At 63.4% G+C, this 25,907-nt stretch carries 30 protein-coding genes; 12 read left to right on the forward strand and 18 right to left on the reverse strand.

The genetic code is table 11. The annotated features are described in order from the left end of the window. Nucleotides 1-48: 48 nt before the first annotated feature. From rsmD to H618_RS0101505, 3 genes are read right to left on the reverse strand one after another with little or no spacing between them, the layout of a single operon-like run. Nucleotides 49-645, reverse strand: a complete 597-nt coding sequence (gene rsmD, locus H618_RS0101495; protein ID WP_028693375.1) for a 16S rRNA (guanine(966)-N(2))-methyltransferase RsmD — start codon at nt 643-645, stop codon at nt 49-51. Further along, a complete protein-coding gene (locus H618_RS0101500) occupies nt 645-2,120 on the reverse strand; it encodes a M16 family metallopeptidase (RefSeq protein WP_028693376.1) in 1,476 nt (491 codons plus the stop codon). The genes rsmD and H618_RS0101500 overlap by 1 nt, the downstream gene beginning before the upstream one ends. Further along, nucleotides 2,113-3,468: a M16 family metallopeptidase gene (locus H618_RS0101505; protein WP_028693377.1), complete on the reverse strand. Its 1,356-nt coding sequence runs from the start codon at nt 3,466-3,468 to the stop codon at nt 2,113-2,115. Before H618_RS0101505 ends, H618_RS0101500 begins: the two co-directional genes overlap by 8 nt. Before the next feature lie 233 nt (nt 3,469-3,701). Here H618_RS0101505 and ftsY point away from each other — a divergent pair, with 233 nt between their 5' ends. The 4 genes from ftsY to rpoH all read left to right on the forward strand — a co-directional run bounded on the left by ftsY (nt 3,702) and on the right by rpoH (nt 7,889). After that, nucleotides 3,702-5,237 (forward strand): signal recognition particle-docking protein FtsY, encoded by a 1,536-nt coding sequence (gene ftsY / locus H618_RS0101510; protein ID WP_028693378.1) that lies wholly within the window; start codon nt 3,702-3,704, stop codon nt 5,235-5,237. Further along, nucleotides 5,234-5,905, forward strand: a complete 672-nt coding sequence (gene ftsE / locus H618_RS0101515) for a cell division ATP-binding protein FtsE (protein ID WP_028693379.1) — start codon at nt 5,234-5,236, stop codon at nt 5,903-5,905. Before ftsY ends, ftsE begins: the two co-directional genes overlap by 4 nt. Further along, nucleotides 5,902-6,924, forward strand: coding sequence for a permease-like cell division protein FtsX (ftsX, locus tag H618_RS0101520; protein WP_028693380.1), 1,023 nt, complete (start codon nt 5,902-5,904; stop codon nt 6,922-6,924). Before ftsE ends, ftsX begins: the two co-directional genes overlap by 4 nt. 110 nt (nt 6,925-7,034) lie before the next feature. Then, complete coding sequence (gene rpoH / locus H618_RS0101525; RefSeq protein ID WP_028693381.1) at nt 7,035-7,889, forward strand: RNA polymerase sigma factor RpoH; 855 nt, start codon at nt 7,035-7,037, stop codon at nt 7,887-7,889. 63 nt (nt 7,890-7,952) lie between these two features. On the opposite strand, the gene mtgA is transcribed toward rpoH, so the two are convergent. Beyond that, nucleotides 7,953-8,663, reverse strand: coding sequence for a monofunctional biosynthetic peptidoglycan transglycosylase (mtgA, locus tag H618_RS0101530; protein WP_028693382.1), 711 nt, complete (start codon nt 8,661-8,663; stop codon nt 7,953-7,955). 64 nt (nt 8,664-8,727) lie between these two features. On the opposite strand from mtgA, the gene H618_RS0101535 reads away from it, so the two are divergent. From H618_RS0101535 to trmB, 4 genes are all read left to right on the forward strand, one after another. After that, nucleotides 8,728-9,099 (forward strand): DUF423 domain-containing protein, encoded by a 372-nt coding sequence (locus H618_RS0101535; protein ID WP_028693383.1) that lies wholly within the window; start codon nt 8,728-8,730, stop codon nt 9,097-9,099. Between the two features lie 101 nt (nt 9,100-9,200). Then, nucleotides 9,201-9,401 carry a sulfur carrier protein ThiS gene (gene thiS, locus H618_RS0101540; protein WP_028693384.1) on the forward strand — a complete coding sequence of 67 codons (201 nt, stop codon included), beginning with the start codon at nt 9,201-9,203 and terminating at the stop codon, nt 9,399-9,401. A gap of 51 nt (nt 9,402-9,452) precedes the next feature. Further along, complete coding sequence (locus H618_RS0101545; RefSeq protein ID WP_028693385.1) at nt 9,453-10,247, forward strand: thiazole synthase; 795 nt, start codon at nt 9,453-9,455, stop codon at nt 10,245-10,247. A 9-nt stretch (nt 10,248-10,256) separates the two neighbouring features. Continuing rightward, entirely contained in the window at nt 10,257-10,979 is a 723-nt protein-coding gene (trmB, locus tag H618_RS0101550; protein WP_028693386.1) for a tRNA (guanosine(46)-N7)-methyltransferase TrmB, read from the forward strand. A gap of 66 nt (nt 10,980-11,045) precedes the next feature. On the opposite strand, the gene H618_RS0101555 is transcribed toward trmB, so the two are convergent. The 9 genes from H618_RS0101555 to H618_RS0101595 all read right to left on the reverse strand — a co-directional run bounded on the left by H618_RS0101555 (nt 11,046) and on the right by H618_RS0101595 (nt 17,649). Then, nucleotides 11,046-11,372 carry a DUF3392 domain-containing protein gene (locus H618_RS0101555; protein WP_028693387.1) on the reverse strand — a complete coding sequence of 109 codons (327 nt, stop codon included), beginning with the start codon at nt 11,370-11,372 and terminating at the stop codon, nt 11,046-11,048. Between the two features lie 9 nt (nt 11,373-11,381). Continuing rightward, nucleotides 11,382-12,575 carry a radical SAM family heme chaperone HemW gene (gene hemW, locus H618_RS0101560; protein WP_033727354.1) on the reverse strand — a complete coding sequence of 398 codons (1,194 nt, stop codon included), beginning with the start codon at nt 12,573-12,575 and terminating at the stop codon, nt 11,382-11,384. Then, nucleotides 12,572-13,168: an RdgB/HAM1 family non-canonical purine NTP pyrophosphatase gene (gene rdgB, locus H618_RS0101565; RefSeq protein ID WP_028693389.1), complete on the reverse strand. Its 597-nt coding sequence runs from the start codon at nt 13,166-13,168 to the stop codon at nt 12,572-12,574. Before rdgB ends, hemW begins: the two co-directional genes overlap by 4 nt. Continuing rightward, on the reverse strand, nt 13,165-13,599 hold the full coding sequence (locus tag H618_RS0101570; RefSeq protein ID WP_028693390.1) for a DUF4426 domain-containing protein: 435 nt from the start codon (nt 13,597-13,599) through the stop codon (nt 13,165-13,167). The genes rdgB and H618_RS0101570 overlap by 4 nt, the downstream gene beginning before the upstream one ends. 49 nt (nt 13,600-13,648) lie before the next feature. Further along, on the reverse strand, nt 13,649-14,269 hold the full coding sequence (metW, locus tag H618_RS0101575; RefSeq protein ID WP_028693391.1) for a methionine biosynthesis protein MetW: 621 nt from the start codon (nt 14,267-14,269) through the stop codon (nt 13,649-13,651). 7 nt (nt 14,270-14,276) lie between these two features. Then, entirely contained in the window at nt 14,277-15,416 is a 1,140-nt protein-coding gene (gene metX / locus H618_RS0101580) for a homoserine O-succinyltransferase MetX (RefSeq protein ID WP_028693392.1), read from the reverse strand. An 88-nt stretch (nt 15,417-15,504) separates the two neighbouring features. After that, nucleotides 15,505-16,095 carry a YggT family protein gene (locus H618_RS0101585; RefSeq protein ID WP_028693393.1) on the reverse strand — a complete coding sequence of 197 codons (591 nt, stop codon included), beginning with the start codon at nt 16,093-16,095 and terminating at the stop codon, nt 15,505-15,507. 10 nt (nt 16,096-16,105) lie between these two features. Continuing rightward, entirely contained in the window at nt 16,106-16,924 is an 819-nt protein-coding gene (proC, locus tag H618_RS0101590) for a pyrroline-5-carboxylate reductase (protein ID WP_028693394.1), read from the reverse strand. Nucleotides 16,925-16,962: 38 nt separating this feature from the next. Beyond that, complete coding sequence (locus tag H618_RS0101595) at nt 16,963-17,649, reverse strand: YggS family pyridoxal phosphate-dependent enzyme (RefSeq protein ID WP_028693395.1); 687 nt, start codon at nt 17,647-17,649, stop codon at nt 16,963-16,965. A 64-nt stretch (nt 17,650-17,713) separates the two neighbouring features. Here H618_RS0101595 and H618_RS0101600 point away from each other — a divergent pair, with 64 nt between their 5' ends. Next, nucleotides 17,714-18,718 carry a type IV pilus twitching motility protein PilT gene (locus H618_RS0101600; RefSeq protein ID WP_028693396.1) on the forward strand — a complete coding sequence of 335 codons (1,005 nt, stop codon included), beginning with the start codon at nt 17,714-17,716 and terminating at the stop codon, nt 18,716-18,718. Nucleotides 18,719-18,725: 7 nt separating this feature from the next. Here the strand turns inward: H618_RS0101600 and H618_RS0101605 are convergent, their stop codons facing one another. Further along, complete coding sequence (locus H618_RS0101605; RefSeq protein WP_028693397.1) at nt 18,726-19,610, reverse strand: LysR substrate-binding domain-containing protein; 885 nt, start codon at nt 19,608-19,610, stop codon at nt 18,726-18,728. 275 nt (nt 19,611-19,885) lie between these two features. On the opposite strand from H618_RS0101605, the gene H618_RS0101610 reads away from it, so the two are divergent. Both H618_RS0101610 and H618_RS0101615 read left to right on the forward strand, forming a co-directional pair. After that, nucleotides 19,886-20,527 carry a LysE family translocator gene (locus H618_RS0101610; RefSeq protein ID WP_028693398.1) on the forward strand — a complete coding sequence of 214 codons (642 nt, stop codon included), beginning with the start codon at nt 19,886-19,888 and terminating at the stop codon, nt 20,525-20,527. 99 nt (nt 20,528-20,626) lie between these two features. Then, nucleotides 20,627-21,442 (forward strand): PDZ domain-containing protein, encoded by an 816-nt coding sequence (locus H618_RS0101615; RefSeq protein ID WP_028693399.1) that lies wholly within the window; start codon nt 20,627-20,629, stop codon nt 21,440-21,442. Between the two features lie 235 nt (nt 21,443-21,677). Here H618_RS0101615 and H618_RS0101620 read toward each other — a convergent pair whose 3' ends face one another. The 4 genes from H618_RS0101620 to H618_RS0101635 form a co-directional block, all read right to left on the reverse strand. Next, nucleotides 21,678-23,060, reverse strand: coding sequence for a sensor domain-containing diguanylate cyclase (locus tag H618_RS0101620; protein WP_028693400.1), 1,383 nt, complete (start codon nt 23,058-23,060; stop codon nt 21,678-21,680). 410 nt (nt 23,061-23,470) lie between these two features. Further along, entirely contained in the window at nt 23,471-23,995 is a 525-nt protein-coding gene (locus H618_RS0101625; RefSeq protein ID WP_081673678.1) for a hypothetical protein, read from the reverse strand. A 170-nt stretch (nt 23,996-24,165) separates the two neighbouring features. Further along, nucleotides 24,166-24,438, reverse strand: coding sequence for a DUF3077 domain-containing protein (locus H618_RS0101630; protein WP_028693402.1), 273 nt, complete (start codon nt 24,436-24,438; stop codon nt 24,166-24,168). A gap of 25 nt (nt 24,439-24,463) precedes the next feature. Continuing rightward, nucleotides 24,464-24,700 carry a hypothetical protein gene (locus H618_RS0101635; RefSeq protein ID WP_028693403.1) on the reverse strand — a complete coding sequence of 79 codons (237 nt, stop codon included), beginning with the start codon at nt 24,698-24,700 and terminating at the stop codon, nt 24,464-24,466. Nucleotides 24,701-25,388: 688 nt separating this feature from the next. On the opposite strand from H618_RS0101635, the gene H618_RS0101640 reads away from it, so the two are divergent. Next, nucleotides 25,389-25,802 carry an Imm50 family immunity protein gene (locus H618_RS0101640; protein WP_028693404.1) on the forward strand — a complete coding sequence of 138 codons (414 nt, stop codon included), beginning with the start codon at nt 25,389-25,391 and terminating at the stop codon, nt 25,800-25,802. Nucleotides 25,803-25,907 lie beyond the last annotated feature (105 nt).

Below are 25,907 nucleotides of genomic sequence, written 5' to 3' on the forward strand. Positions count from 1 at the left end.
CAATGCAGCCGTGCGGCTGCGTTAACTAAGTACGCAGGTAGTAACCGGTTACTCCCGTTGCCACAGCGCGTAATGCACCTGGCCGGTTTTCTTCTCGCGGTGCAGGCGCCAGTTGGCGGGCATGCCGAGGCTCGAAGGCACGGCTTCACTTTCCGTGTAGACCCATGCGCGTTCACGCAGCCACTGCTGTTGCTCGAGCAGTTGGCAGGTGTTGGCGAGCAGGTCCTGGTGGAAGGGCGGGTCGAGAAACACCACGTCGAACTGTTGCTTGGCCGGCCCTTGCAGGTAGCGCACGGCGTCGGTTTGCAGAATCTGCCCGCGCGGGCAGCGCAGCAGTTCGAGGTTGTTCTTCAGGTTGGCGATGGCTGCCGGATTGCTGTCCAGGGCCACCGCATCCTGTGCGCCACGCGACAGCGCCTCGAGCACCAACGCGCCGCTGCCGGTGAAGGCGTCCAGCACCTGGGCGCCTTCGATGTACGGCGCCAACCAGTTGAACACGGTTTCCCGCACCCGGTCTGGGGTAGGCCGCAGGCCATCGCTCTCGGGCACCGGCAGGCGCCGGCTGCGCCATTCGCCGGCGATGATGCGCAGGTGGCCTTGGCCCTTGCTGGCGGCGGGACGGGGGGAGGGGGTTGCTCTGGCCATTAGTGCTCCGGTACGCCGAGCGGCTGATCGGCAGGTTTTTCGGTGGGTGGCGGCAGCGGCTTTTGCGGCACTTTCGGGCCGACCGTGACGATCACCAGTTTGTCTGCTGCCAGGTGTTTGTTCATGGCGGCCTTCACCTGCTCGACGGTCAGCGCCTGCGACTGCTGCATGAAGTCTTCCAGCCAGGTCAGCGGCAGGTTGTAGAAGCCGATCGCCCCCAGTTGTCCGACGATGCTGGCGTTGCTTGCGGTCGACAGCGGGAAGCTGCCGGCCAGCTCACGCTTGGCGTCGTCCAGTTCCTGCTGGGTCGGGCCGGTCTTGAGGTAGTCGGCCAGCAGGTCCTGCACCAGTTTCAAGGTGCCCTCGCTGAGTTCGGCACGGGTCTGCAGGTTGATGGTGAAGGGGCCGCGCACCTGCATGGGGGTGAACGAGGAATACACGCCGTAGGTCAGGCCGCGTTTTTCCCGCACCTCGCTCATCAGCCGGGTGCCGAAGGCGCCACCGCCGAGAATCTGGTTGCCCATCGACAGCGCGGCCCAGTCCGGGTCGTTACGGTCGATGCCCAGCTCGGCCAGCATCAAGTGGGTCTGCTTGGAGGCGTAGTCGATGTGGGTGATGCCAGGCTTGGGCTCGCTCGGCTGCGCCGGGGCCGGCAGCGCCGGACCTTTGGGCAGCGCGGCCGAGACCTGCGCAGCGATGGCTTCGGCGTCGCTGCGGCTAAGGTCGCCGACCAGGGCGATGACCGTGTTGCCCGCGGCGTAGGCCTTGGCGTGAAAGGCGCGCAGTTGCGCCTGGGTGATGCCCGGAATGCTCTTGGCGTTGCCGTCGCTGGGGAAGGCGTAAGGGTGGCTGCCATACAGTTTGGCGGACAAGGCATTGGCGCCCAGCTTGGCCGGGTTCTGCTTGTCGTACTCGAAGCCTGCGAGCATCTGGTTCTTGATGCGCTTGAGCGAGTCCTCGGGGAAGGTCGGTTTGCCGACCACATCAGCGAACAGCTTCAGCGCCGGTTGGCGTTTGTCCGCCGCGCTCAGGCTGCGCAGGCTGGCGACCGCCATGTCGCGGTACGAGCCGTTGCCAAAGTCGGCGCCCAGCCCTTCGAAGCCCTGGGCGATGGCAGTGACGTCCTTGCCGGCCACGCCTTCGTTGAGCATGGCGTTGGTCAGGGTGGACAGGCCCTGGGTGCCGCCGTCCTGGCTGCTGCCGGCGGCGAAGGTCAGGCGCAGGTCGAACATCGGCAGCTCGTGGGCCTCGACGAACAGTACTCGGGCGCCCTCGGCGGTTTTCCAGCTCTGCACGTTCAGCTGGCGGCGGCTGGGTGCCTTGCCATCGAGTTCGGCCAGCGATTGCAGGGTGTTGGCAGGTTTGCCAGCGTCGGCAGCGTGTGCCGGCGCCGACAGCAGCGTGCAGGCCGACAGCGCCAGGGCGAACAGGCCGGCGCCAACGAAGGTCTGGCGCGGTGCGCGGCGATCACTCATGAGCGGACTCCTCGGGCAGTACGTGGGCAACGCTCAGGCGTTCACGGGTGAAGTAGGTGCGGGCGGCGTCCTGGATATCCTTGGGCGTCACTTGCTTGAGTTCGTCCAGTTCGCGGTCGATCAGCTTCCAGGAAAGGCCGACGGTTTCCAGCTGGCCGATGGTGGTGGCCTGGCTGCTGATGGAGTCGCGGTCGTACACCAGGCCGGCGATGACCTGAGCGCGCACGCGTTCCAGTTCTGCCGCGCTGGGCGGGGTGCTCTTGAGCTCGTCGAGCTGTTCCCACAGGCCTTTTTCCACGTCGGCCAGGGTCTTGTGCTGCTGCACGTTGGGGGTAGCGGAAATCAGGAACAGGCTGTCGCCGCGGGTGAAGGCGTCATAGCCGGACGATGCACCGGCCACCAGCTCCTGGCCACGCTCCAGACGCGATGGCAAACGCGCACTGTAGCCGCCATCGAGCAGGGCCGAAATCAGCCGCAGGGCATGCACGCTACGTGGGTTTTGCGCAGTCGCCAGACCCGGCACGTTGAAGCCGTAGATCAGGCTGGGCAGTTGCGTGGCGACATGCAAGGTCAACTGACGCTGGCCAGGCTCAGCCAGCTCCAGCGGCAGTTTGGCCGGCGGTGTGGCGCGCTTGGGGATGGCGCCGAAGTATTTCTGCGCCAGGCCTTTGACCTCGTCGACAGTAACATCACCGACCACCACGAGAGTGGCGTTGTTCGGCGTGTACCAGGCTTCGTACCAGTGGCGCAGCTCCTCGACCTTCATGCGTTCGAGGTCGGCCATCCAGCCGATGGTGGGGGTGTGGTAGCCGCTGGCTGGGTAGGCCATGGCGCTGAACAGCTCGAAGGCCTTGGCGTTGGGCTTGTCATCGGTGCGCAGGCGGCGCTCTTCCTTGATGACTTCGATTTCCCGGGCGAACTCCTCGGGCGGCAGGCGCAGGCTGGCCATGCGGTCGGCTTCAAGCTCGAAGGCCACCGGCAGGCGGTCACGGGCCAGCACCTGGTAGTACGCGGTGTAGTCGTCGCTGGTGAAGGCGTTTTCCTCGGCGCCGAGGTCGCGCAGGATGCGCGAGCCTTCGCCAGGGCCGACCTTGGCGCTGCCTTTGAACATCATGTGTTCCAGGGCATGGGACAGGCCGGTCTGCCCTGGGGTCTCGTAGCTGGAGCCGACCTTGTACCAGATCTGCGAGACCACCACCGGGGCGCGGTGGTCTTCGCGCACGACCACTTTCAGGCCGTTGTCGAGGGTGAATTCATGGGTCGGTTGGGTATCGGCGGCCATGGCGGCCAGTGGCAGACACAAGGTGCCGAGCAGCAGGCCGGCAGCGCGGCGGGCGAGAGCTTTCATAAGGGGGGTTCAACCTGTTCGGCGGCCCGCTTGGGTTTAGCGTCGGCGGGCCTGGAGGTGCTAGGATACTGATCCGGTCGCCTGGCGGCCATGCCTGTCGCCGTTCTGGCCCGCGGGCCCTTAAGACAAAACGTTACGCATGAACCAGTCGCATCGATGAGAGTCTGTTCTGCGTCTATTGAATTCCTGATGCGCCACTGCTGGCCCATCGCTGCCTTGAGATAGCCGTCTCCATGTTTGGTTCCAACGACGACAAGAAAGCGCCGGCCGATGCTGGTGAGAAGAAAGGCCTGTTCAGCTGGTTTCGCAAGAAGCCCCAGCAACCGGCTCCCGAACAACCGGCTCCCGAGCAGCCTGCCGCCGAGCAGCCTGCCGTCGAGCCGGAGCTGCCTGCGGTAACGCCCGCCCTCGAGGCCGAACAACCGGCCCCAGCGCCTGTTCAAGCGCCGCAGGTGGTGGCCGACGTTGCCCAGCCTGCCCCGGTGCCGGTCATCGAGCAGATACCGCCGGTCATCGAGCCAGCCCCCGTCGCTGCTGCGCCGCTGGCGCCGAGTGCCGAAACACCGGTCAGCAACCTGGTGTTGCCGGTGGCCGAAGAGCCCGTGGCGCTGGTGCCTGACCTGGAGCCGAAGGCGCCACCGGTCATTCCCGAGCGCGCGCCGCTGGAGCAGGCAGAGCTGGCACCTGCGGCCGAGCCTGAGCCTGAACCGACGCCGGTAGCGGTGGCACTGACCCCCGCCGCCGCACCGCCGGCCATCGTCGAGCCAGTCGTGGTCGTTGAGCCCGAAGCCGCGCCTGAACCCGAGCCGCAACCGGTGGCCGCCGCCGAGCCATCCAAGCCCGGCTTCTTCGCCCGTCTCAAGCAGGGTCTGTCGAAGACCAGCGCCAGCATCGGCGAGGGCATGGCCAGCCTGTTCCTCGGCAAGAAGGTCATCGACGATGACCTGCTCGATGAAATCGAAACCCGCCTGCTCACCGCCGACGTCGGCGTCGAAGCCACCTCCACCATCGTGCAGAACCTCACGCAGAAGGTCGCGCGCAAGCAGCTGACCGACGCCGAGGCGTTGTACAAGTCGCTGCAGGATGAACTGGCCGCCATGCTGCGCCCGGTCGAGCAGCCGCTGAAGATCGCCTCCCAGAGCAAGCCCTACGTCATCCTCGTGGTGGGCGTGAACGGCGCCGGCAAGACCACCACCATCGGCAAGCTGGCGAAGAAGCTGCAACTCGAAGGCAAGAAGGTGATGCTGGCAGCTGGCGATACCTTCCGTGCCGCGGCTGTCGAGCAGTTGCAGGTCTGGGGCGAGCGTAACCACATTCCGGTGATCGCCCAGCACACCGGCGCCGACTCGGCCTCGGTGATCTTCGACGCCGTGCAGGCGGCCAAGGCCCGCGGCGCCGACGTGCTGATCGCCGACACCGCCGGGCGTCTGCACACCAAAGACAACTTGATGGAAGAGCTGAAGAAGGTACGCCGGGTGATTGGCAAACTCGATGCCGACGCGCCCCACGAAGTGTTGCTGGTGCTCGATGCCGGCACCGGTCAGAACGCCATCAGCCAGGCCAAGTACTTCCACCAGAGCGTCGAGCTGACCGGCCTTGCGCTGACCAAGCTCGATGGCACGGCCAAGGGTGGGGTGATCTTCGCCCTTGCCAAGCAATTCAACCTGCCGATCCGCTTCATCGGGGTCGGCGAGGGCATCGACGACCTGCGCACCTTCGAGGCCGAGCCGTTCGTCAAAGCCCTGTTTGCCGAACGGGACGCCCCATGATCCGCTTCGAACAGGTCGCCAAGCGCTACCCCAACGGCCATATCGGCCTGCACGAGTTGAGTTTCCGGGCGCGCCGGGGCGAATTCCTGTTCGTGACCGGCCATTCCGGCGCCGGCAAGAGCACCTTGCTGCGCCTGCTGCTGGCCATGGAACGACCGACCAGCGGCAAGCTGCTGCTGGCCGGGCAGGACCTTGGGCAGATCAGCACCGCGCAGATTCCGTTCCTGCGCCGGCAGATCGGTGTGGTGTTCCAGAACCACCAGCTGTTGTTCGACCGTACCGTGTTCAACAACATCGCCTTGCCGTTGCAGATTCTCGGCCTGTCCAAGCCCGAAATCGCCAAGCGCGTCGACTCGGCGCTGGAGCGGGTTTCGCTGTCCGACAAAGGCGAGCTGTTCCCCGCCGACCTTTCCACCGGCCAGCAGCAGCGCGTCGGCATCGCCCGCGCCATCGTCCACCAACCGGCCCTGCTGCTGGCGGACGAACCGACCGGTAACCTCGACCCACGCCTGGCCGCCGAGATCATGGGCGTGTTCGAAGACATCAACCGCCTCGGCACCACCGTGCTGATCGCCAGTCACGACCTGGCGCTGATCGCGCGCATGCGCCACCGCATGCTGACCTTGCAGCGTGGGCGACTGATCGGCGATGGGGAGGCCGGGCAATGAGCAACAACCGTACATCCAAAGTCTCCGAGCGCGTGGCGCCGAAGGCGGCCGACCAAGTCAAGAAAAAGCCCGGCAATCACGACGACGACGGCCCGGACCTGCGCACGCTGATGCGCGCCTGGCTGGAAAGTCACCGCGCCAGCCTTGCGGACAGCCTGCGCCGTCTGGGCAAGCAGCCCATCGGTAGTTTCTTTACCTGCCTGGTGATGGCCGTGGCGCTGAGCATGCCCATGGGCCTGTCGCTGCTGCTGAAGAATGTCGAAGTGCTCGGCGGCTCGTGGCAGCGCGCGGCGCAGATTTCCCTGTACCTGAAAATGGACGCCAGCAGCCGCGAGGGCGAGGCCCTGCGTGACGAAATCAAGAACATGCCCGGCGTGGCCCAGGCGCAGTACATCAGCCGTGAGCAGGCGCTGGAGGAGTTCAAGAAGCAGTCCGGGCTAGGGGAGGCGATTCGCGAACTGCCGGAAAACCCGCTGCCTGGCGTGGTGGTGGTGACTCCGACCGAGGTCGACAAGCCCGCGCTGGAAGCCTTGCGTCAGCGTCTGTCCGAACTGCCCAAGGTCGAAGTGGCGCAGCTCGACTTGCTCTGGGTCGAGCGTCTGGCAGCCATCCTCAAACTGGGTGACCGCTTCGTCTTCGGCATGGCGGTGATGCTGATTTCAGCCTTGTTGTTAGTAATCGGTAACACAATTCGTCTACATATCGAGAACCGCCGCACCGAGATCGAAGTGATCAAGCTGGTGGGCGGTACCGACAGCTATGTACGGCGGCCCTTCCTCTACATGGGTGCCCTCTACGGCCTGGGCGCCGGGGTGCTGGCGTGGGGCATTCTGGCCTTCGGCCTGAACTGGCTGAACGACGCGGTGGTCGGGCTTTCCGGCCTGTATGGCAGCGATTTCGCCCTCGCAGGTGTGCCAGGGTCGGATGGACTTTCGCTCTTGATCGGTGCTGTACTGTTAGGGTATATCGGTGCGTGGATTGCGGTCGCTCGCCATTTGCGAGAGCTGGCACCGCGCTAGCGTTAATCGCCAACGTTGCATTTTCTTCATCCTGGAACTTGCGTACGGGTTTCCCGGTCAATGTTGGCAGTGCTCACAAGGCACACATCTTGAAAGCTGGAGGTTCTTGAATGACCACATCGTTGCAACCTGCCTATGCCCTGGTTCCCGGTGCAAACCTGGAAGCCTACGTGCACACGGTCAACAGCATTCCGTTGCTGTCGGTCGAGCAGGAGCGTGATCTGGGCGAGCGTCTCTACTATCAGCAGGATGTCGAAGCCGCTCGCCAGATGGTGATGGCGCACCTGCGTTTCGTGGTTCATATTGCCCGCAGCTATGCCGGTTACGGCCTGGCGCAGGCAGACCTGATCCAGGAAGGCAACGTCGGCCTGATGAAGGCGGTCAAGCGTTTCAACCCGGAAATGGGTGTGCGCCTGGTGTCGTTCGCCGTGCACTGGATCAAGGCCGAGATTCACGAGTTCATCCTGCGCAACTGGCGCATCGTCAAGGTGGCGACCACCAAGGCGCAGCGCAAGCTGTTCTTCAACCTGCGCAGCCAGAAGAAACGCCTGGCCTGGCTGAACAACGACGAAGTGCATCGCGTCGCCGAAAGCCTGGGGGTCGAACCTCGGGAAGTGCGCGAGATGGAAAGCCGTCTGAGCGGCCATGACATGGCCTTCGATCCGGCCGCCGAGGCCGACGACGACAGCGCCTTCCAGTCGCCCGCGCATTACCTGGAAGACCACCGCTACGACCCGGCACTGCAGCTCGAAGACGCCGACTGGAGCGACAACTCGGCGAGCAACCTGCACCAGGCCCTGAGCGGTCTGGACGATCGTAGCCGCGACATCCTCTACCAGCGCTGGCTGGCCGAAGAAAAGGCCACCTTGCATGAGCTGGCAGACAAGTACAGCGTCTCGGCCGAGCGTATTCGTCAGTTGGAGAAGAACGCGATGAACAAGGTCAAGGCACTGATCGCCGCCTGATCACCTCACCGCCCACGAAAAAGCCGCTGCCCATTGGGTCAGCGGCTTTTTCGTGTCCGCGATTCAGAAGCGTGCGCCGCCCTCGAGCTGACGCAGGTAGGCATCGCCCCCCAGCTGGCTGATCTGCCGACTGATCCAGCTGGCACGGCCTGCCACGTATGTGCTCGGATGCCCTGCGCTCCATTTCAGCGGGCTAGGCAGCACGGCGGCGAGCTGTGCGGCCTGCTGGCGGCTCAGCTGACTGGCGTCGACGCCGAAGTGGTAGCGCGCTGCGGCCTGGGCGCCGAACACCCCTTCACCCCATTCGGCGCTGTTGAGGTACACCTCAAGAATTCGTTCTTTCGACCAGAACAGCTCCATCAGCCCGGTGAACCAGGCCTCCAGGCCTTTACGCAGCCAACTGCGCCCCGACCACAGGAACAGGTTCTTCGCCACCTGCTGGGTCAGCGTGCTGGCGCCGCGCAAATTGCCACCGCGCTCGTTGTTGGCGAAGGCGGCCTGAATGGCGGGAACGTCGAAGCCCCAGTGACTGGCGAACTTCTGATCTTCACCGGCAATCACCGCCAGCTTGAGGTCATTCGAGATGCGCTCCCAGGGCTGCCATTCACGTTGCAGGTCGATGGGTTCGCCGTTGACCCACGACTGCACCTTGCGCTCGACCATCAGCGCGGTGCCGGGCGGCGGTATCCAGCGAAAGATCAGCACCAGCACGATGCTGCCAGCGATGAACCACAACAGAGCACGGGTAAGGCGGCGGATGAGCGATGACAGCATGACGATGGCTTGGCCGGACCGAGGGAAGCGGCCATTATACAGAGCCATTTCCAGGAGTCGTCCCATGCTTCGCAGCTTCCTGATGCTCGCCGCCTTTTTCGGCTTCACCGGCGTTGCCCTCGGCGCCTTTGCCGCCCATGGCCTGAAGAGCCGCCTGAGCGCCGAATACCTGGCGATTTTCCACACCGGCGTCACCTATCAACTGGTGCATGCCCTGGCGATTCTGGCCGTGGCCGTGCTTGCGGTGCACCTGCCGGGACGCTTGATCGGCTGGGCAGGCGGGCTGTTCGCGCTGGGCATCGTGCTGTTCTCCGGCAGCCTCTATGCGTTGACCCTGAGCGGCCTGGGCAAGCTGGGCATCATCACCCCGATCGGCGGTGTGTGCTTCCTCGCCGGCTGGCTGTGCCTGGGGCTTGCGGCCTGGCGGCTGGGCTGAAAAGCTGCCGCCATTGGGCTGAGCGCTGGTCGGCAGGCTTGGGAAATACGCCCTACAGGGGCTAGAATGCCGGCCCCCAATGCACAATGGTGGCCGTGCGCATGCGCATTCAACTGAACGGTGAACCTTACGAATTGCCCGCTGGCGAGAGCGTCGCGGCCTTGCTGACTCGTCTTGAGCTGGCTGGGCGCCGCGTTGCCGTGGAACTGAACCTGGATATCGTGCCGCGCAGCCTGCACGACAGCACGCTACTCAACGAGGGCGACCAGGTAGAGGTGGTGCATGCCATCGGTGGCGGCTAGCCGCCCCGGCATTTCACCCGCACGTCCCGTACCCTGTCCCGAGGAATCCCGATGAGCAACGTTCGCAGTGACAAGCCCTTCATCCTGGCTGGCCGCACCTTCCAGTCGCGCCTGCTGGTGGGCACTGGCAAGTACCGTGACATGGAAGAAACCCGCCAGGCCATCGAGGCCTCGGGCGCCGAGATCGTCACCGTTGCCGTGCGCCGTACCAATCTGGGACAGAACCCGGGCGAACCGAACCTGCTCGACGTGCTGCCACCCGACCGCTACACCATCCTGCCCAACACCGCCGGCTGCTATGACGCGGTCGAGGCCGTGCGTACCTGCCGCCTGGCCCGTGAGCTACTCAATGGCCACAACCTGGTGAAGCTGGAAGTACTGGCCGACCAGAAAACCCTGTTCCCCAATGTCATCGAAACCCTCAAGGCCGCTGAAGTGCTGGTCAAGGAAGGCTTCGATGTCATGGTCTACACCAGCGATGACCCGATCATCGCCCGCCAGCTCGCGGAAATCGGCTGCATCGCGGTCATGCCGCTGGCCGGCCTGATCGGCACCGGGCTGGGCATCTGCAACCCCTACAACCTGCAGATCATTCTCGAAGAATCGAAAGTGCCGGTGCTGGTCGATGCCGGTGTCGGCACTGCATCCGATGCCACCATCGCCATGGAAATGGGCTGCGAAGCGGTGCTGATGAACTCGGCCATCGCCCACGCCCAGCAGCCGGTGATGATGGCCGAGGCCATGAAGCACGCCATCGTCGCCGGTCGTCTGGCTTACCTTGCCGGGCGCATGCCGAAAAAACTCTATGCCAGCGCCTCGTCGCCGCTGGATGGTCTGATCAAGTAAGAGCCCCTGATGACTGAATCGCAAGAAACGCCCGTGACCCCCGAGGGCGAAGAGCGCCCGCACCGCCGCATCAAGAGCTTCGTGATGCGCGCCGGACGCATGACCGAAGGCCAGCAACGTGGCCTGGAAGTGGGTGGCCCGCAGTTCATCCTGCCGCTGGCCGATGCCCCGGTGGACTACGACCAGGTGTTCGGTCGTAGCGCCCCGCGCACCCTGGAGATCGGCTTCGGCATGGGTCATTCCCTGCTGGAAATGGCTGCTGCCGCGCCTGAGCAGGACTTCATCGGCGTGGAAGTGCACCGCCCAGGTGTCGGTGCGCTGCTCAATGGCGTGCTGACCGAAGGCCTGAAGAACCTGCGGGTGTATGACTGCGATGCCATCGAGGTGCTCAACCGCTGCGTCGCCGACAACAGCCTCGACCGCCTGATGCTGTTCTTCCCCGACCCGTGGCACAAGGCGCGGCACCACAAGCGCCGCATCGTGCAGCTGGAGTTCGCTGAACTGGTAAGGCGCAAGCTCAAGCCCGGCGGCGTGTTCCACATGGCCACCGACTGGCAGCCGTATGCCGAATACATGCTGGAAGTGATGAGCGCAGCGCCTGGTTACCGCAACCAGGCCGCCGATGGCACTTACGTGCCGCGCCCGGAAGAACGCCCGATCACCAAGTTCGAACGCCGCGGCGAACGGCTGGGGCATGGGGTTTGGGATTTGAAGTTCGAAAAGCTGGCGTGAGTTCGAGCCTGCTCGGCTGAGGATGGGGATAACCTGAGTTGGGCCGGCGGTGCCGGCCACTGCGGTTTACCCCCGCCGATCAGCCACCACCCCAATCAACGCGATCACCACCAGCAACACCGGCGCCAGCGCGTAGTTGTTGAACTGGCTCAGCCCCTTCATCACCCACGGCGTTGCATAGATCAGTGCAGCGCCGCTGCCGATCATCACCAGCAAGGCCATGGCCGGTACGCGCAGGGCGCCCGCTACGCTGCCCAGACGCTGCTCGGCCCAGGCCTTGATGTCGGTGCCGAACAGCACCAGCAGACAGCCGACGAAGGCCAACGAGATTTCCGAAAGGTGGCTCCGGCTCCAGCGCGAAACGGTGGCCAGCAGGTCAAGTACCACGTCCATGCTTCATCCTCAGGTCAAGAAGTACTGCAGCAGGTCATTGAGGAACAGTTGGCCGCGCGCAGTGGCGGCCAGTCGATCCGGTTCGACCTGCAAAAGGCCTTTTTGTTCGGCCATGCGACGGGCCTGGGCCAGCTGTGCCAGGGGCTGGCCGGTGCGTTGGGTGAACAGCTCGGCCTCAACGCCATCGGTCAGGCGCAGGGCATTGATGAGGAACTCGAACGGCAGCTCATCCAGCGGCAGGACCTTTTCCCCGGCCTTGAAGGGCTTGCTCGGGTTGAGGTAGTCCTTCGGCAGGCGGGTCTTCCAGGTGCGCACGATGCGCCCGTCGGGCAGCGACAGCTTGCCGTGGGCGCCGGCACCGATACCGATGAAGTCACCGAAGCGCCAGTAATTGAGGTTATGCCGCGCTGCACGCCCCGGCTGGGCGTAGGCCGACACCTCGTACTGGGCGAAACCCTGTTCGGCGAGCAGCGCCTGGCCGGCTTCCTGAATATCCCAGAGGATGTCGTCCTCCGGCAGCTCCGGCGGCTGGTTCCAGAACACTGTGTTCGGCTCGACGGTGAGCTGGTACCACGACAGATGCGTCGGCCCCAGCTCGATGGCCTGGCGCAGATCGCCCAGGGCATCGTCCAGCGACTGCTCGGGTAGGCCGTGCATCAGGTCCATGTTGAAATTGTCGAAGCCTGCGTTGCGTGCCATGGCCGCGGCGCGCACCGCTTCATCGCCGTTGTGGATGCGCCCGAGGCGCTCCAGCTTGGCCGGCTGGAAGCTCTGCACGCCAATCGACAGGCGATTGATGCCCTGCTGGCGGTAGGCCTTGAACTTGTCCTGCTCGAAGGTGCCGGGGTTGGCTTCCAGGGTGATCTCGATGTCACTGGCGAAGGCGATACGCTGTTCGACGCCACGCAGCAGGCGGCCCAGCTGTTCGGCGCTGAACAGGCTCGGCGTGCCGCCACCGAAGAAGATCGAACTCAACACCCGACCCTGCACGGCGAACAGGTCTTGGTCGAGGTCGGCGAGCAATGCATCGACGTACTCGGCCTCAGGCAGCTCCGGGCCGGCCTGGTGCGAATTGAAGTCGCAGTAAGGGCATTTGCGCACGCACCAGGGGATGTGGATGTACAGCGCCAGCGGCGGCAATTGCGGTAGGGCGATGGCCGTTGCTGCGGGATACAGCAACAGCGAGGACGGCTGGTCGGTCATGCCAGGCCCAGACGTTGGCGCAGCAAGGCCATGGCGCGGGCGCGGTGGCTCAGTTGGTTTTTCTCCAGCGGCGCCAGCTCGGCGCTCGAGCAGTCGCGCTCAGGCACCCAGAACAGCGGATCGTAGCCAAAGCCATGCTCGCCGCTGGCGGCGGTGAGGATGCGCCCGTGCCACAGCCCTTCACACAGAATCGGCAGCGGGTCATCGGCGTGCCGCACCAGCGCCAGCACACAGACGAACTGCGCGCCGCGTTGCTCGGCCGGCACATCCTTGAGGGCCTCGAGCAGCTTGGCGTTGTTCGCCGCATCGCCCTGGCCATCGGCATAGCGCGCCGAATAGATACCCGGCGCACCGCCGAGAAAATCCACCGCCAGCCCGGAATCGTCGGCCAGCGCTGGCAGGCCGGAAATGCGCGCAGCGTTGCGCGCCTTGAGGATGGCGTTTTCCACGAACGACAGACCGGTTTCTTCCGGTTCGACCTGGCTGAATTCGCCGATCGAACGCAGGTGTACCGATTCGCCGAGCATGGCCTGGAGTTCTTTGAGTTTGCCGGCGTTGTGGCTGGCGAGGACGAGCTGCTGAAGATTGATCATTGGCCTGGGAACACTTCCTGGTTGAAGCTGAGAGTATGGCGTTCGCCGCCGGTATCGATGTCGAGGGTGAAGGTCAGCAGTTGCGCCTGCTCGACCTTGAACTGCGCCACGTACGACACCGCGCCCTGACTGCTGATGGCCTTGAAGCTCAGCGGGCTGCTGCGCCCGGTGAGGTCCTTGACCGTACCCTTGACCGTCGCCAGGCCTGGGGCATCGGCCTGGCGGACCGCCACGGTCAGCACGCCCAGCTCTTTGCTGCGCAGCAGGCCGGTGGAGGCGGCCACCGCCGGCGGCAGGCTGCTGGACGAGAAGGCGTTGTAGTGCACGGTGACGTCGCCGAAGGTCTGCTGACGTTCGGGACGGGCGGCATCGGCAGCCAGTGCCGGCAGCGCCAGGCACAGGCTGAACAGAAATGCGGCGAAACCACGCATGAGCAGTTACTCCCTTTGACGAGCGCGCCACCGCCAGTGGCGCATAGGTTCAGACCGCGACCTTATGTTCGGCCAGGCTCGGGCTGCTGACCCGGTAGATGCCGATTTCCCCGAGCAGGTTAGGCCACAGCCGGCCACCCAGGCCGTTGCGGTGCAGACGGTCGACCGCCAGGCGATCGAGCACCTTGGCGTGGCGCTCGTGGCACAGCTGTTCGAAATCGGCGAAGGTGCAGAAGTGGATGTTCGGAGTGTTGTACCAGGTATAGGGCATGAAGTCCGATACCGGCATGCGGCCTTTGCTCGCCAGGTACCAGCGGCAGCGCCAGTGACCGAAGTTGGGGAAGGTGATGATGCACTCGCGGCCTACCCGCAGCATCTCTTCGAGAATGCGGTCGGGGTATTCCACGGCTTGCAGGGCTTGGGTCATGACCACAATGTCGAAGCTGTCGCTGGCGAAGTTGCCCAGGCCCTTGTCGAGGTCTTGTTCGATGACGTTGACGCCCCTTGCCACGCATTCGGCAATGTTGTCGGGGTCGATTTCCAGGCCATAGCCGTGCACCTGCTTGCGGTCGCGTAGCGAGGCCAGCAGTTCACCGTTGCCGCAGCCCAGGTCGAGCACGCGGCTACCGGCGGGGATCCAGTCGTGGATGATTTCCAGGTCGGCTCTCATGCTGTCCTCAGATCGCGATGCGGTTCATGTAGTTGGTAAACCCCTGCATGTAGCGCGGTGTAGGGATGAGGAAGGCGTCGTGGCCGTAGGGCGAATCGATGTCCAGGTAGCAGACGTTCTTGCGCGCCGCCAGCAGGGCATCGACCATTTCCCGCGAGCGGGCCGGCGAGAAGCGCCAGTCGGTGGTGAACGACATGATGCAGAAATCCGCCTTGGCGCCGGCCAGGGTCGCGGCCAGGTCACCGTTGTGCGCGGCGGCCGGGTCGAAATAGTCCAGCGCCTTGGTCATCAACAGGTAGGTGTTGGCGTCGAAGCGCCCGGAAAACTCTTCGCCCTGGTAGCGCAGGTAGCTCTCGACCTGGAATTCGACGCTGTGGAAGTCGTAGTTGAGCTTGTCGCTCTTGAGTTCACGGCCGAATTTCTCGCCCATCGAATCGTCCGACAGGTAGGTGATATGGCCGACCATGCGCGCCAGCATCAGGCCACGCTTGGGAATCACGCCCTGGTCCTGGAACGAGCCGCCGTGGAACTCCGGGTCGGTGAGAATGGCCTGGCGGGCGACTTCGTTGAAGGCGATGTTCTGCGCCGACAGCTTGGGCGCCGAGGCGATGTCGACACAGTGGCGGATGCGCTCTGGGTAGGTGATCGACCATTGCAGCGCCTGCATGCCACCCAGACTGCCACCGACCACTGCCGCCCACTGCGCGATGCCCAAGCGGTCGGCCAGGCGCGCCTGGCTGTGCACCCAGTCTTCGACGGTGAGAATCGGGAAATCGGCGCCGTAGGGCTTGCCGGTGGCGGGGTTGAGGCTGCTCGGGCCGGTGCTGCCATTGCAGCCGCCAAGGTTGTTCAGGCTGACCACGAAGAAGCGGTTGGTGTCGATTGGCTTACCTGGGCCGATGCAGCTGTCCCACCAGCCCGGCTTACGGTCATCGGCGCTGTGAAAGCCCGCCGCATGATGGTGGCCCGACAGCGCATGGCAGATCAGCACGGCATTGCTGGCCGTGGCGTTGAGCGTGCCATAGGTTTCGTAGATCAGTTCATAGCTGGCCAGGGAACGGCCACAGGCCAGCGGCAGCGGCTCATCGAATCGGGCAACCACAGGGGTTACCAGACCGACGGAATCTTCGGCAAAGACAGTGGACATCGACCCAGCTCACGCGTGAATGAGGCGTAAGTCTAAAGAGCGCTACCCCCAGCGGCAAGCAACAGCTACCACCGGGGGCGGCAAGGGGTCAGATCATGCGGAACAGTTCTTGCGGCATGCCGATTTGCGCGGCGATCGGGGGCAGCACGAACGACTGGATCACCTGGATGGCGATGAAGGCGAAGATCGGCGAAATATCCAGCCCGCCGAGGTTCGGCACGATACGCCGGAACGGCGCCAGCACCGGTTCAGCGATCTGGTAGGCCAGCTCGGCGGCCGGGTTGTGGGTGTTCGGTGCGATCCACGAGACGATCACCATGACGATCATCGCCACCCAGAAAATCTTCAGGAACAGTGAAGCCACGCCCAGCAGCGCCCACATCAGCAGGTGCAGGACGTCGCCGAAGGTGCCGTAGGTGACCATCAGCACGAAGGCCATCAGCAGCGCCTGCAACACCACCGCCAGCAACAGGGACGAGGTGTCCATGCCGCCGATGCTGGGGATGATGCGGCGAATCGGCTTGAGCAGCGGCTGCGTGGCGCGCACCGCGAACTGACACAGCGGGTTGTAGAAATCGGCTTTCACCAGTTGCAGCACGAAGCGCAGCAGGACGATCACCAGGTACAGGCTGACCAGGGTTTGCACCACGAAAATCGCGGCGCCGGACAGTGCATTCATCGACAGCTCCTTATTTGCCCAGTTGTTCGGCCAGCGCAGCGGAGCGCTGCGCGGCAGCCTCCAGGGCGTGCTCGACCAGTGTCTGGAAACCGTTGTTCTGGAATGAGGTGATGGCCGCCTCGGTGGTGCCACCGGGCGAGGTGACGCGGCGGCGCAGCTCGGCGGCGTCGAAGTCGCTGGCCGCAGCCATGTGCGCAGCGCCCAGGGCGGTCTGCAAGGTCAGTTGCGAAGCGGTTTCGCGGGGCAGGCCGAGTTTCTCGCCAGCGGCGGTCATGGCCTCGATCAGCAGGAAGAAATACGCCGGGCCGCTGCCCGACACCGCAGTGACAGCATCGATCTGTCGCTCTTCATCGAGCCACAGCACGGTGCCGACCGCGCCCAGCAGGGTTTCGGCCTGCTGGTGCTGTTCGGCCGAGACCTGCGCATTGGCGTACAGGCCGCTGGCGCCCTTGCGCAGCAGCGCCGGGGTGTTGGGCATGCAGCGCACCAGCGGGCGCTCGCCCAGCCAGCTTTGCAGGCTGGCGCAAGTGATGCCGGCGGCGATGGACACCACCAGTTGGCCCGGTGCGAGCGACGGCGCCAGGGCCTCGCACACCGCTTTCATCACCTGCGGCTTGACCGACAGCACCACCACGTCGGCGTCGGCCACGGCCTGGGCGTTGTCTTCGAACACCTCGATGCCGTGCTCGGCCTGGACGCGGCTGCGGGTCTCGGCACCGGGGTCGCTGGCGCGGATCTGCGCGGCGTCCAGGCCCTGGGCGCGCAGACCGCCGATCAGGCTGGCGGCCATGTTGCCGGCGCCGATGAAGGCAATACGTGTCTTGCTCATGTCAGGTCCTTGCGGGAAAGGGTGAGTGAAACATGGATTCAGACGGCGCCATAGTCACGCGCGCCGAACAAGGCGGTGCCGATGCGCACCCAGGTCGCGCCCTGGGCGATGGCCGCCTCGAGGTCGTGACTCATGCCCATCGACAGGGTATCGAGGCCGGGTTCGAGCTGGGCCAGCAGTTCGCGCAACTGGGCGAACGGGCGTTCCTGCGCGGCGCGTTCGTCGCTTGGTGCGGGAATCGCCATCAGCCCCCGCAGGCGCAGCCCGGGCAGGGCCGCCACGGCGGCGGCCAGCGCCGGCAGGTCGGCCGGCGCGCAGCCCGACTTGCTGTCCTCGCCGCTGACGTTCACTTGCAGGCAGACGTTGAGCGGGGCCAGCCCGGCCGGACGCTGCTCGGACAAACGCTGGGCGATTTTCAGGCGGTCTACGGAATGTACCCAATCGAAGTGCTCGGCAATGGCGCGGGTCTTGTTCGACTGGATGGGGCCAATGAAGTGCCAGGTCAAGGGCAGGTCGGCAAGTTCCTGCTGTTTGTTCAGCGCTTCCTGTAGGTAATTTTCCCCCACATCGCTGACCCCGGCGGCGTACAGCTCACGCACGGCGCTGGCCGGCTTGGTTTTGCTCACCGCCAGCAGGCGCACGCTGGACGGTGCGCGTCCGGCTGCCTCGGCGGCACTGTTGATACGGGCGGCGAGGGCCTGCAAGTTGGCTGCTACTGTGGACATGGTTGATCGCCGGCGGCTCAGTGGTCGCGGCATTCTACCTGCTCTATGGCCTTTGGGGAGTCTCATGGACGTGACCGACCTGCTGGCCCGCGCCCTCCATGCGCGGGCCTCCGACCTGCACCTGGCAGCAGGCGAAGCGCCGCTGCTGCGCATCGATGGCGAGTTGCAGCGCCTGGATTTACCGGTGCTGAGCGCCGACGCACTGTTCACCGGGCTTGGCCAGTTCCTCGACGCCGAGCAGCAACGGCAGTGGGCCAGCGGCGATGAACTCGACCTGGCCTTGGCCATCCCCGAGCGCGGCCGGGTGCGCCTCAATCTGTTTCGCCAGCAGCAGGGTCCTGCGGCCAGCCTGCGCCTGCTGGCAGATGCTGTACCGAGCCTCGAGGCGCTTGCCTTGCAGCCGATCTACCCGCTGCTGGCAGGGCTGCGCGACGGCCTGGTGCTGGTCGGCGGGCCGACCGGCAGTGGCAAGTCCAGCACCCTCGCGGCCTTGCTCGACCAGCTCAACCGCGACCGCGCCCTGCATATCATCACCCTCGAAGACCCAGTGGAAATCCTTCACCGCAGTCAGCGCAGCCTGATCAACCAGCGCGAGATCGGCCGCCACAGCCGCGACTTCGCCCAGGCCTTGCGCAGCGCCCTGCGGCAAGACCCGGACATCATCATGCTCGGCGAACTGCGCGATCTCGAGACCATCCGCCTGGCCCTGCGCGCCGCAGAAACCGGGCATCTGGTGCTGGGCACCGTGCACACCCGTTCGGCGGTGAGCAGCATCGAGCGCCTGGTAGAGGTGTTCGCCGCCGAGGAAAAACCGCTGGTGCGGGCCATGCTCGCGCAGTCGCTGCGCCTGGTGCTGGCGCAGGTGCTGGTAAAGCGCAAGGGCGGCGGACGCGTGGCGGCCCGCGAAGTGCTGGTGGGCACGCCCGCAGTGCAGAACCTGATTCGCGAAGGGCGCCTGGCACAACTGCACTCGACCCTGCAAACCGGCGCCGGCGCCGGCATGCAGACCCTTGAGGCCGCGTTGCAGGCGCTGCGCAGCCAGGGGCTGCTCGATGAGGCCGTGGGGTAGGGCGCGTTCACGGTCCCAGCAAGCGCTGGGTGCTGGCCTGCATCTGCGCCGTGATCCAGTGCAGGAAGGCCGTCGCCTTGGCGCTGTCGGCAAACGGCCTGGCAGCCAGCAGGCAATAGCGCGAACCATCCTTGTCGAAACCCAGCGGCGCGAGCAGCTGCCCAGCGCGCAACTCATCTTCCACCATCAACGCTGAAGCCAGGCACACGCCCAGCCCGGCAGCCGCTGCCTGGGTCGAGAGGTAGAAGTGCTCGAAGTCCTGGCCCGTTGACTGAGCCAGCGTGATGCCGCGCAGGCGCAGCCAGTGGTCCCAGGCCTGTGGGCGGGTGCGGCTGTGCAGCAGGCACAGGCCATCCAGCGCTTCTTGGCCGTGCCACAGCCCAGGCGTGCACAGCGGGCCGACCCATTCTTCGCACAGAGTGGCGCTGTGAATGCCCTCGCCCCAGTAGAAGTCATCGCGCCGCACCGCCACATCGACCCCCGTACGGGCAAAGTTCACTGCGCCGCCTGCGGTGAGCAGTTGCACCTGAATGCCAGGGTGCTGGCTGTGGAAATCCGCCAGGCGCGGGATCAGCCATTTCATCGCGATGGTCGGTTCGCACGACACCACCAGCACCTCGTCACGACTCGGCTGTTGCAGATCGAGCACGGTCTGGCGCAGGTCCTCGAAAAACGGCGCGGTCAGCTGATACAGCCTGCGCCCGGACTCATTGAGAAAGATCGCCCGATTACGCCGCTCGAACAGCGTCACGCCGAGGCTCTCTTCCAACTGGCGCACCTGGCGACTCACCGCGCCGTGGGTGACATGCAGCAAGCGCCCGGCCTGGACGAAGCTCTCGGTCTGGGCGGCGAAGTTGAAGAACTGTAGGGCGGCAAGCGGTGGGAGCTTCATGGGCGATGATTACTCACAGATACGCGCGACGATAAATCGATTTTTATCCACAGGGTAGCCGGGCATGCTGTGTCGCGACCGGGCTTGCGATGAGTCTACGGAAGGATGACGAGGTTGTGGATAACCATGTTCGGCCCATCTATAGCGGCATCCGCCGGCGCACTGCCTGGCTGCCCAATGTTTCACGTTGAATTGCGAAAATCCCCACAGCGGCAGCGTGCTCAGTGTGATGTTGCGAATCATCTGTGCAAAAGCATCGTCGATGGAGACGGCCAATGAACGAACTCATCGCCGTCGCCGCCATCACTGTGCTCGCCGTCATCAGCCCCGGCCCTGATTTTGCCATGGTCACCCGCACCAGCTACGCCTACGGCCGCCGCCACGGACTGCTGGCCGCCCTCGGCATCGCCTGCGGCGTACAGGTACATGTGTGCTACGCCGTGTTCGGCATCGCGCTGATCATCACCCACTCGCCGCTGCTGTTCCTGGCCATGAAACTGCTTGGCGCCGGATACCTGATCTACCTGGGCTGGAAATCCCTGACCAGCACCTCGACCCTCGACATCGATGCCGCCAGCGGCCCGGCACTGTCCACCGGCAAGGCCTTCACCCAGGGCTTTCTCACCAACGCCCTGAACCCCAAGACCATGCTCTTCGTCGTCGCCGTGTACAGCCAGGTGGTGCAGGCCGGCAGCAGTTGGGCGAGCAGTATCGGCTATGGCCTGTTCATGTCTGCGGCGCACTGGCTGTGGTTCAGCCTGGTGGCGGTGTTCTTCTCGGCGCCGGGGGTACGGCAGCGATTGCTGGCGCGCCAGCGCATGCTCGACCGGGTGATCGGCTCGGCGTTGATTGGCCTGGGGCTGTGGGTGTTGTGGCCGGAGTTCGCTCAGGAGGTGATGGCTGGGGCGGGCAGGTGAGAAGAGGGCGAGTGACGGGGCGAAAGGTCTACACCCTCGGCGATGATGTTAAAGTGCTACCTATCATAGGACCCACACATCGCCCAAGGAGCAAGTGGAATGGATTTCAGGTCAGGTCTGGCGGGTGTGCTGGCGTTGATTGCGCTTTCGGGCTGCACTGGGAACCCTTATTCGCGATCTTATGTAGCGAACAACTATGGCTACGACATTCGCACCAATCGCGTGGCACCTGCGCCAGAACAGCCAGATATCAGTCGGATAGTCTACTCCGAACTGGAATCGACCAATGAGAGTCTGCGCCGTAGAGGTTTTCAATCGCTGGGCTACTCATCATTCAAAACTGAAGATGATGCAGCAGACTCGATGGCCGTCGAGCAGGCGAAAAGCATCGGTGCCGATCTCGTGGTGATCATCGATCATGAGCTTGCCCGTAGCTATACGAGAACCCGAGAGGTGTCGGAGCCCGTAGGCAATAGCGAGTCCGTTACGACGGTCAGAGACGAAAAGGGCCGCGCTACGGGCGAGACCGCGACCACCAAGACGGTGCTGTACGAGACTCGATACGTATCCAGCACGGTCGACATTTATGACTACGGTGCCTTCTACTGGATACGCACCAATACGGGCCTAGGTGTTCAACTCACGAGGCTTTCGCCAACGCTGGCGAAGACTCCTGAAACAGCGAATGGTGCGCGGATCGACATGGTGATCTATGACAGCCCGGCTGACCGGGCGGATCTGCGGGAAAACGACATCATCGAATCGGTAGATGGCAAAACCGTCACCAGCCCTTACGTGTTCGAGGATTATCCCTACGTACCCGGCCAGGCGCTGAAGTTGGTCATTACCCGCGATAACAAGAAGCTGGAAAAGACGCTGATTGCGGGTGAACGGCCGACTATCCCGATGAAGTGAGTATTGCTCCGGACGCCCGTCCAAGCGTTGTCGAATCTGGGGCTTCACTCGTTTCCGTCCCTTCATGCCAAGCCCCTGCTCGTGAGGATCCAGGGGCGGTAGGCATCAGTGCCCTAAAAAGCAGAAGAACCAAGTGATTCCAGAAAACCGGGTGTCTGATGCGTCCTCTGTATGCCTATCAAGTCAATGATGGGTTCGGTGAGCTGGAAGTACTGAGTGGCTTGCAAGCCTTCAATCAAGAGGTGATGAGCGGCTCGCGCAACGGGCTGTCTTCGGCGAACACATAACGGTTCTTGCCCAGCGCCTTGGCCTCGTACATGGCGGCGTCGGCCAGGCGCAGCAGGCGGTCGCTGTCGCTGGCCGCGCCGCCATCGCTGATCACTACACCGACACTGGCCTGCACCTGCGCGGTGCCGGTGGCGAAGCGGTGCGGCTCACGCACGGCGCTGACGATTCGGTCGAGTACCCACTGGCACTCCTCACGCCCGCTGACGTCCTCCATGATCAGCACGAACTCATCACCGCCCAGACGCGCCAACGTGTCTGACACGCGGATGGTGCCCAGCACCCGCTGGGCCGTGTTGATCAGCACTTCGTCGCCGTGGGCATGGCCAAAGCGGTCGTTGACCCCCTTGAAACCATCCAGATCGAGCAACGCCAGGGCGAAGCATGTGCCCTTGCGGCGAGCGCGCTCCTGCGCCTGGGTCAGGCGTTGCAGCATCAGGCGGCGATTGGCCAGGCCCGTCAGCGGGTCGATCAACGCCTGCTGCTGCAGTTCTTCGCGGCGCTGGCGCAGGCTCAACAGCGCATACACCAGCCAGCCGATCAGGCCACTGCCGAGCAAGGTCAGGCCGATCTCGAAATAGTGCCGGGCCTGACTGCGCCACGGCTTGAGCGGCGCCACGCACAGCTTCCAGCGCGTCTGACCCACCTGCACAGCCCGGCACAGCTCATCGGCCAGCGCCGCCTGCGAGCGCTGCAACACCCGCGGCTCACCCGTCTCTGCGTCGTCACCGACCAGCGCATAGGCATAACCCTGCGCCTCGATGGCCGGCAGGTTGGCGTCTTCCAGGGCCTCGGGCAGCATCAACGTGACCACGGTATACCCCCAGAAACGCGGCGTGCCCTCAGCATCTGGCAGAAACACCGGCAGCATGCCGATGCCACCGATTGGCCCCTGGATCAGTTCGAACGGCCCGGAAAACTGAATGACCGTCTCGGCCGGATCGAGCGCGCCGAGCACCTCGGCACGGTCCACATGCTCGAGCAGATCATGGTCACGCACCAGCAGATTGCGATCCAACGGCTCGATCTGCCGAATGATGCCCTGCGGCGCCAGCGACAACGCATACGCGCCCTTGTACAGCGGCAACAGAAAACTCGCCAACGCCGTGAAGTCCGGCACCTCGCCATGCCCCTGATAGACCATCACCGCCAACGTGCGATTGGCCGTCAGCGCCCGCTCCAGCACCTTCTCCACCGACACCGCGAACGACATCGCCACCTCACCGGTGCGCACCCGCTCGATATGCCGCGCATCCTCATCGAAACGCTGCAACAGACTCCACGCAATGGCAAAGAACACCCCCGAGGCCAGCGCCGGCAGGCCCCAGCGCATCCAACGACTTGACTGAGGAAAACACTTCATACGCACGTCTCGCCGCTACGCCGCCCAACTTCAGGACTTCGCCAAGCATAGCGGCTACCCCGTGACAGCCGCGACTCCCGCAAACGACCTCGACCGTTCTGCGGCCGCGTTGGTGTGTAGCGAGAAAGTGAGCTCTGTGGGCTGCGTTGCGCAGATCGCGGGGAAAAGGGGAGAGATCTATTAACTCGAGAGTTGCACACGCGAATCTAATAGATCAGCTCCCTTTTGATGTATCGCCAATCAGGGATAAAAAGGTGCCGATTGATTGATGCTGGAATGCGCTGTGGAAAGTTGAACTGTCCGCGTCACCCCAGCCTCGACCCGCGTGTCGCGTTGGGCCTTTGCCAACAAGGTTTGCCAGTGATTCGACTACCGGGTGATCAGGGAAATACCTGCTTCTTAGTCCCTTGCTCCAGCACATAAGAGGAGACGCTGATCTCCATCTGCTCACGGCCCCTGAGTCCGGTGACCGAGGTAGATGAAGACCACGTCGCAAGATAGTGCTTACCGGCTTCCAAGTTGAGAGCCGGAGCACCAAAGCCGCACTTGCCACCGCCCGTGCCCAGCTTGTTCATCGACACCCAGCACCACTCCACCGAGTGTTCGCCTGGCGCTAGACGCAGTGCCTGGTAGCCCGAGTAATTGAGAATGGAATGCTTGCCCGCATCAGGGAGCTGTTTGCCATCCACGCGCACGGCGAGCAGCAGACGGTGAAAGGGCACGCCTAGCTCTCGGAACTGCCGCGTGTCGAAGTAGAGAATTGGCGCATTAGCTGCGCCCTCGGATAAATCCAGAACCTGAATCGCCGGGTCGTCCAGGCTGCCGACATAGGTCTTGTACTGATGGTTCGAACAAGCCGATGTCATTAGAAGTATTGCCGTGAGGCCTAGCAGGCGAAAAGCCATAGAGTCCATTCCTGTGCTGTTATTGAAGCGATCGAATTGGTCGAGAAGCCTGTCCTTCAAAGGCTTAACTGAGCGGCATTATGCCAGGGTAGTTTCGGTGGTAAACGATGCCGGGGGCAGTGATGCCTTAAATGGTGAATCGCCCCTATTTACGTAGGGGCTCGTAAGCCTTAAGGGTGGCCTGCGCGGGCAACCTCGATGTCATCCATGACCGCCTTGGCCAAGCTGCTCAAGTAGCCCGCAGCCCCCAGCAACTTATGGTCATCGGTCAGATCCCCCTCATGAAGCAGATGCCGGATATAGCCCAGCAGCACCGAGACCTGCTCGTACGCCTGTTCGAAGGGAATGCCGGGCATGACCCGGAACAGATGCGCTGGGTTTTCGTCGAGTTCGCAGAAAGGTTGGACGCCGACGGTTACGTTTGGTTGGTGTTCTTCGTTCATACCTGAACCTCCCTTCTTGGCCATATCACATGCCGGTGAGCGCGTGGGTGATGAGGGCGGTGGCGGTGTTGGCGCTGTGGGATGTGTTGCGCAGGGTATTCAGGGATGGGGCTGTGGGGTAGGTCGGGCAGTAGTCGTTGAGGGTCTGCTGGATGGAAAGAAGAAGGTCGTTAGCGACGGCGAGGGCGTCGGATGGGATCAGATCGGCGGGTAGGGATGGGGTGTGGATCGGAGTGAGGTGCGGTTGGGACAATTTTTTCATGAGTCGGCTCGATTACGTCATGGAAGCTAACGGGTAGGCCGATGGCCATACCGCGCGTGGCTGCCAGAACAATGCTCGATCGATGAAAGCAGGGTTTCCACACCCTGGTCGCTGAAAGTTCAGCGGCGGGTGGATGGTAGGGGGAGAAATGTTAGGGGGGCAATCGGACGGTGGTCGACAGACCATGTAGGAGGTTTCCGGGCTGAGGTGGATGCATTCGGATTGTTGCGCATGAGCAAATAGGTAGAGGGGCGAAGCTAAGGTCTGTTGGTTGGTTAATGCGCTGTACATGGGGGCGTTGATAGGCGGTGTGCGGCACCAGACGAACGGTCGTTGGCCGTGAGGCCCCGATTTTGGCGGGACTGGAATTTGGTGGATTTTTCGACGTACCTCAAAGGGTATCTATAAAAAATCAGCTAGTTATGGCCTTCTGTGGAATCGAATCGGGAATTTTGAGTTCCTATCGATTGCTGCTATGCAAGAGGACGTCTGCTGCGGAAGACATCTTGAAAGCTTCAGTGAGATCAACGCTTTCGAATACTAGCCGGGGAGGGGCACAAAATGTCTCGAAGCTGCCCTTCCCACGCTCGACACCTCAGAATTACCGTACTGATCAGGGTTAAGTTATCGGATGCCAAGTGGTAATGTGGTATGCCTGAGTGTCACTGTTCAGCAAGGAAAGCTAAGCATGGAATGCCCAACCTATATCTGCAATACCGAGAAAGTGACTGATGCGCTTGGCTACTGGCCTAGTTTTCATGACGCTGAAGTCATTTCGTTTTCAGCCGCTCGTGCTGCGCCGGGCCAGGCAGGCAAAACCTCCGCTCGCCTTTGTGTTAACGTTTGTCAATACAAGGAGGTCGGGATCGGCACTGCAGATTACGAAATAGTCTGCTGTAAAAGCGTGCTGATCGAGTTTTTGTTCACGGATCTTAAATTTCTCTCTCTTGAAGAATTCAATCACCAGAATGTCATTAATTCGATAAAGTTCAGCCGATTGGAGAACCCATCAATCGAAGTGGAATTTGAGTCCATCTATGGAGTAGGAGGGGTTATCCGCTGCGCAAACGTAGAAATCAGTGAAGTGACAATACTGCTCTGAGCCCAGTTCACTCATCATAGCCGTAGCCGTCATCTCAGTGATGATCTGGGGTTTTGAGTTACTGCCACATTGCCCTAGAGTTGTGACCATGTAGGAGGTTTCCGG

It is taken from the genome of Pseudomonas cremoricolorata DSM 17059 = NBRC 16634 (assembly GCF_000425745.1).
GTDB classification, from domain to species: domain Bacteria; phylum Pseudomonadota; class Gammaproteobacteria; order Pseudomonadales; family Pseudomonadaceae; genus Aquipseudomonas; species Aquipseudomonas cremoricolorata.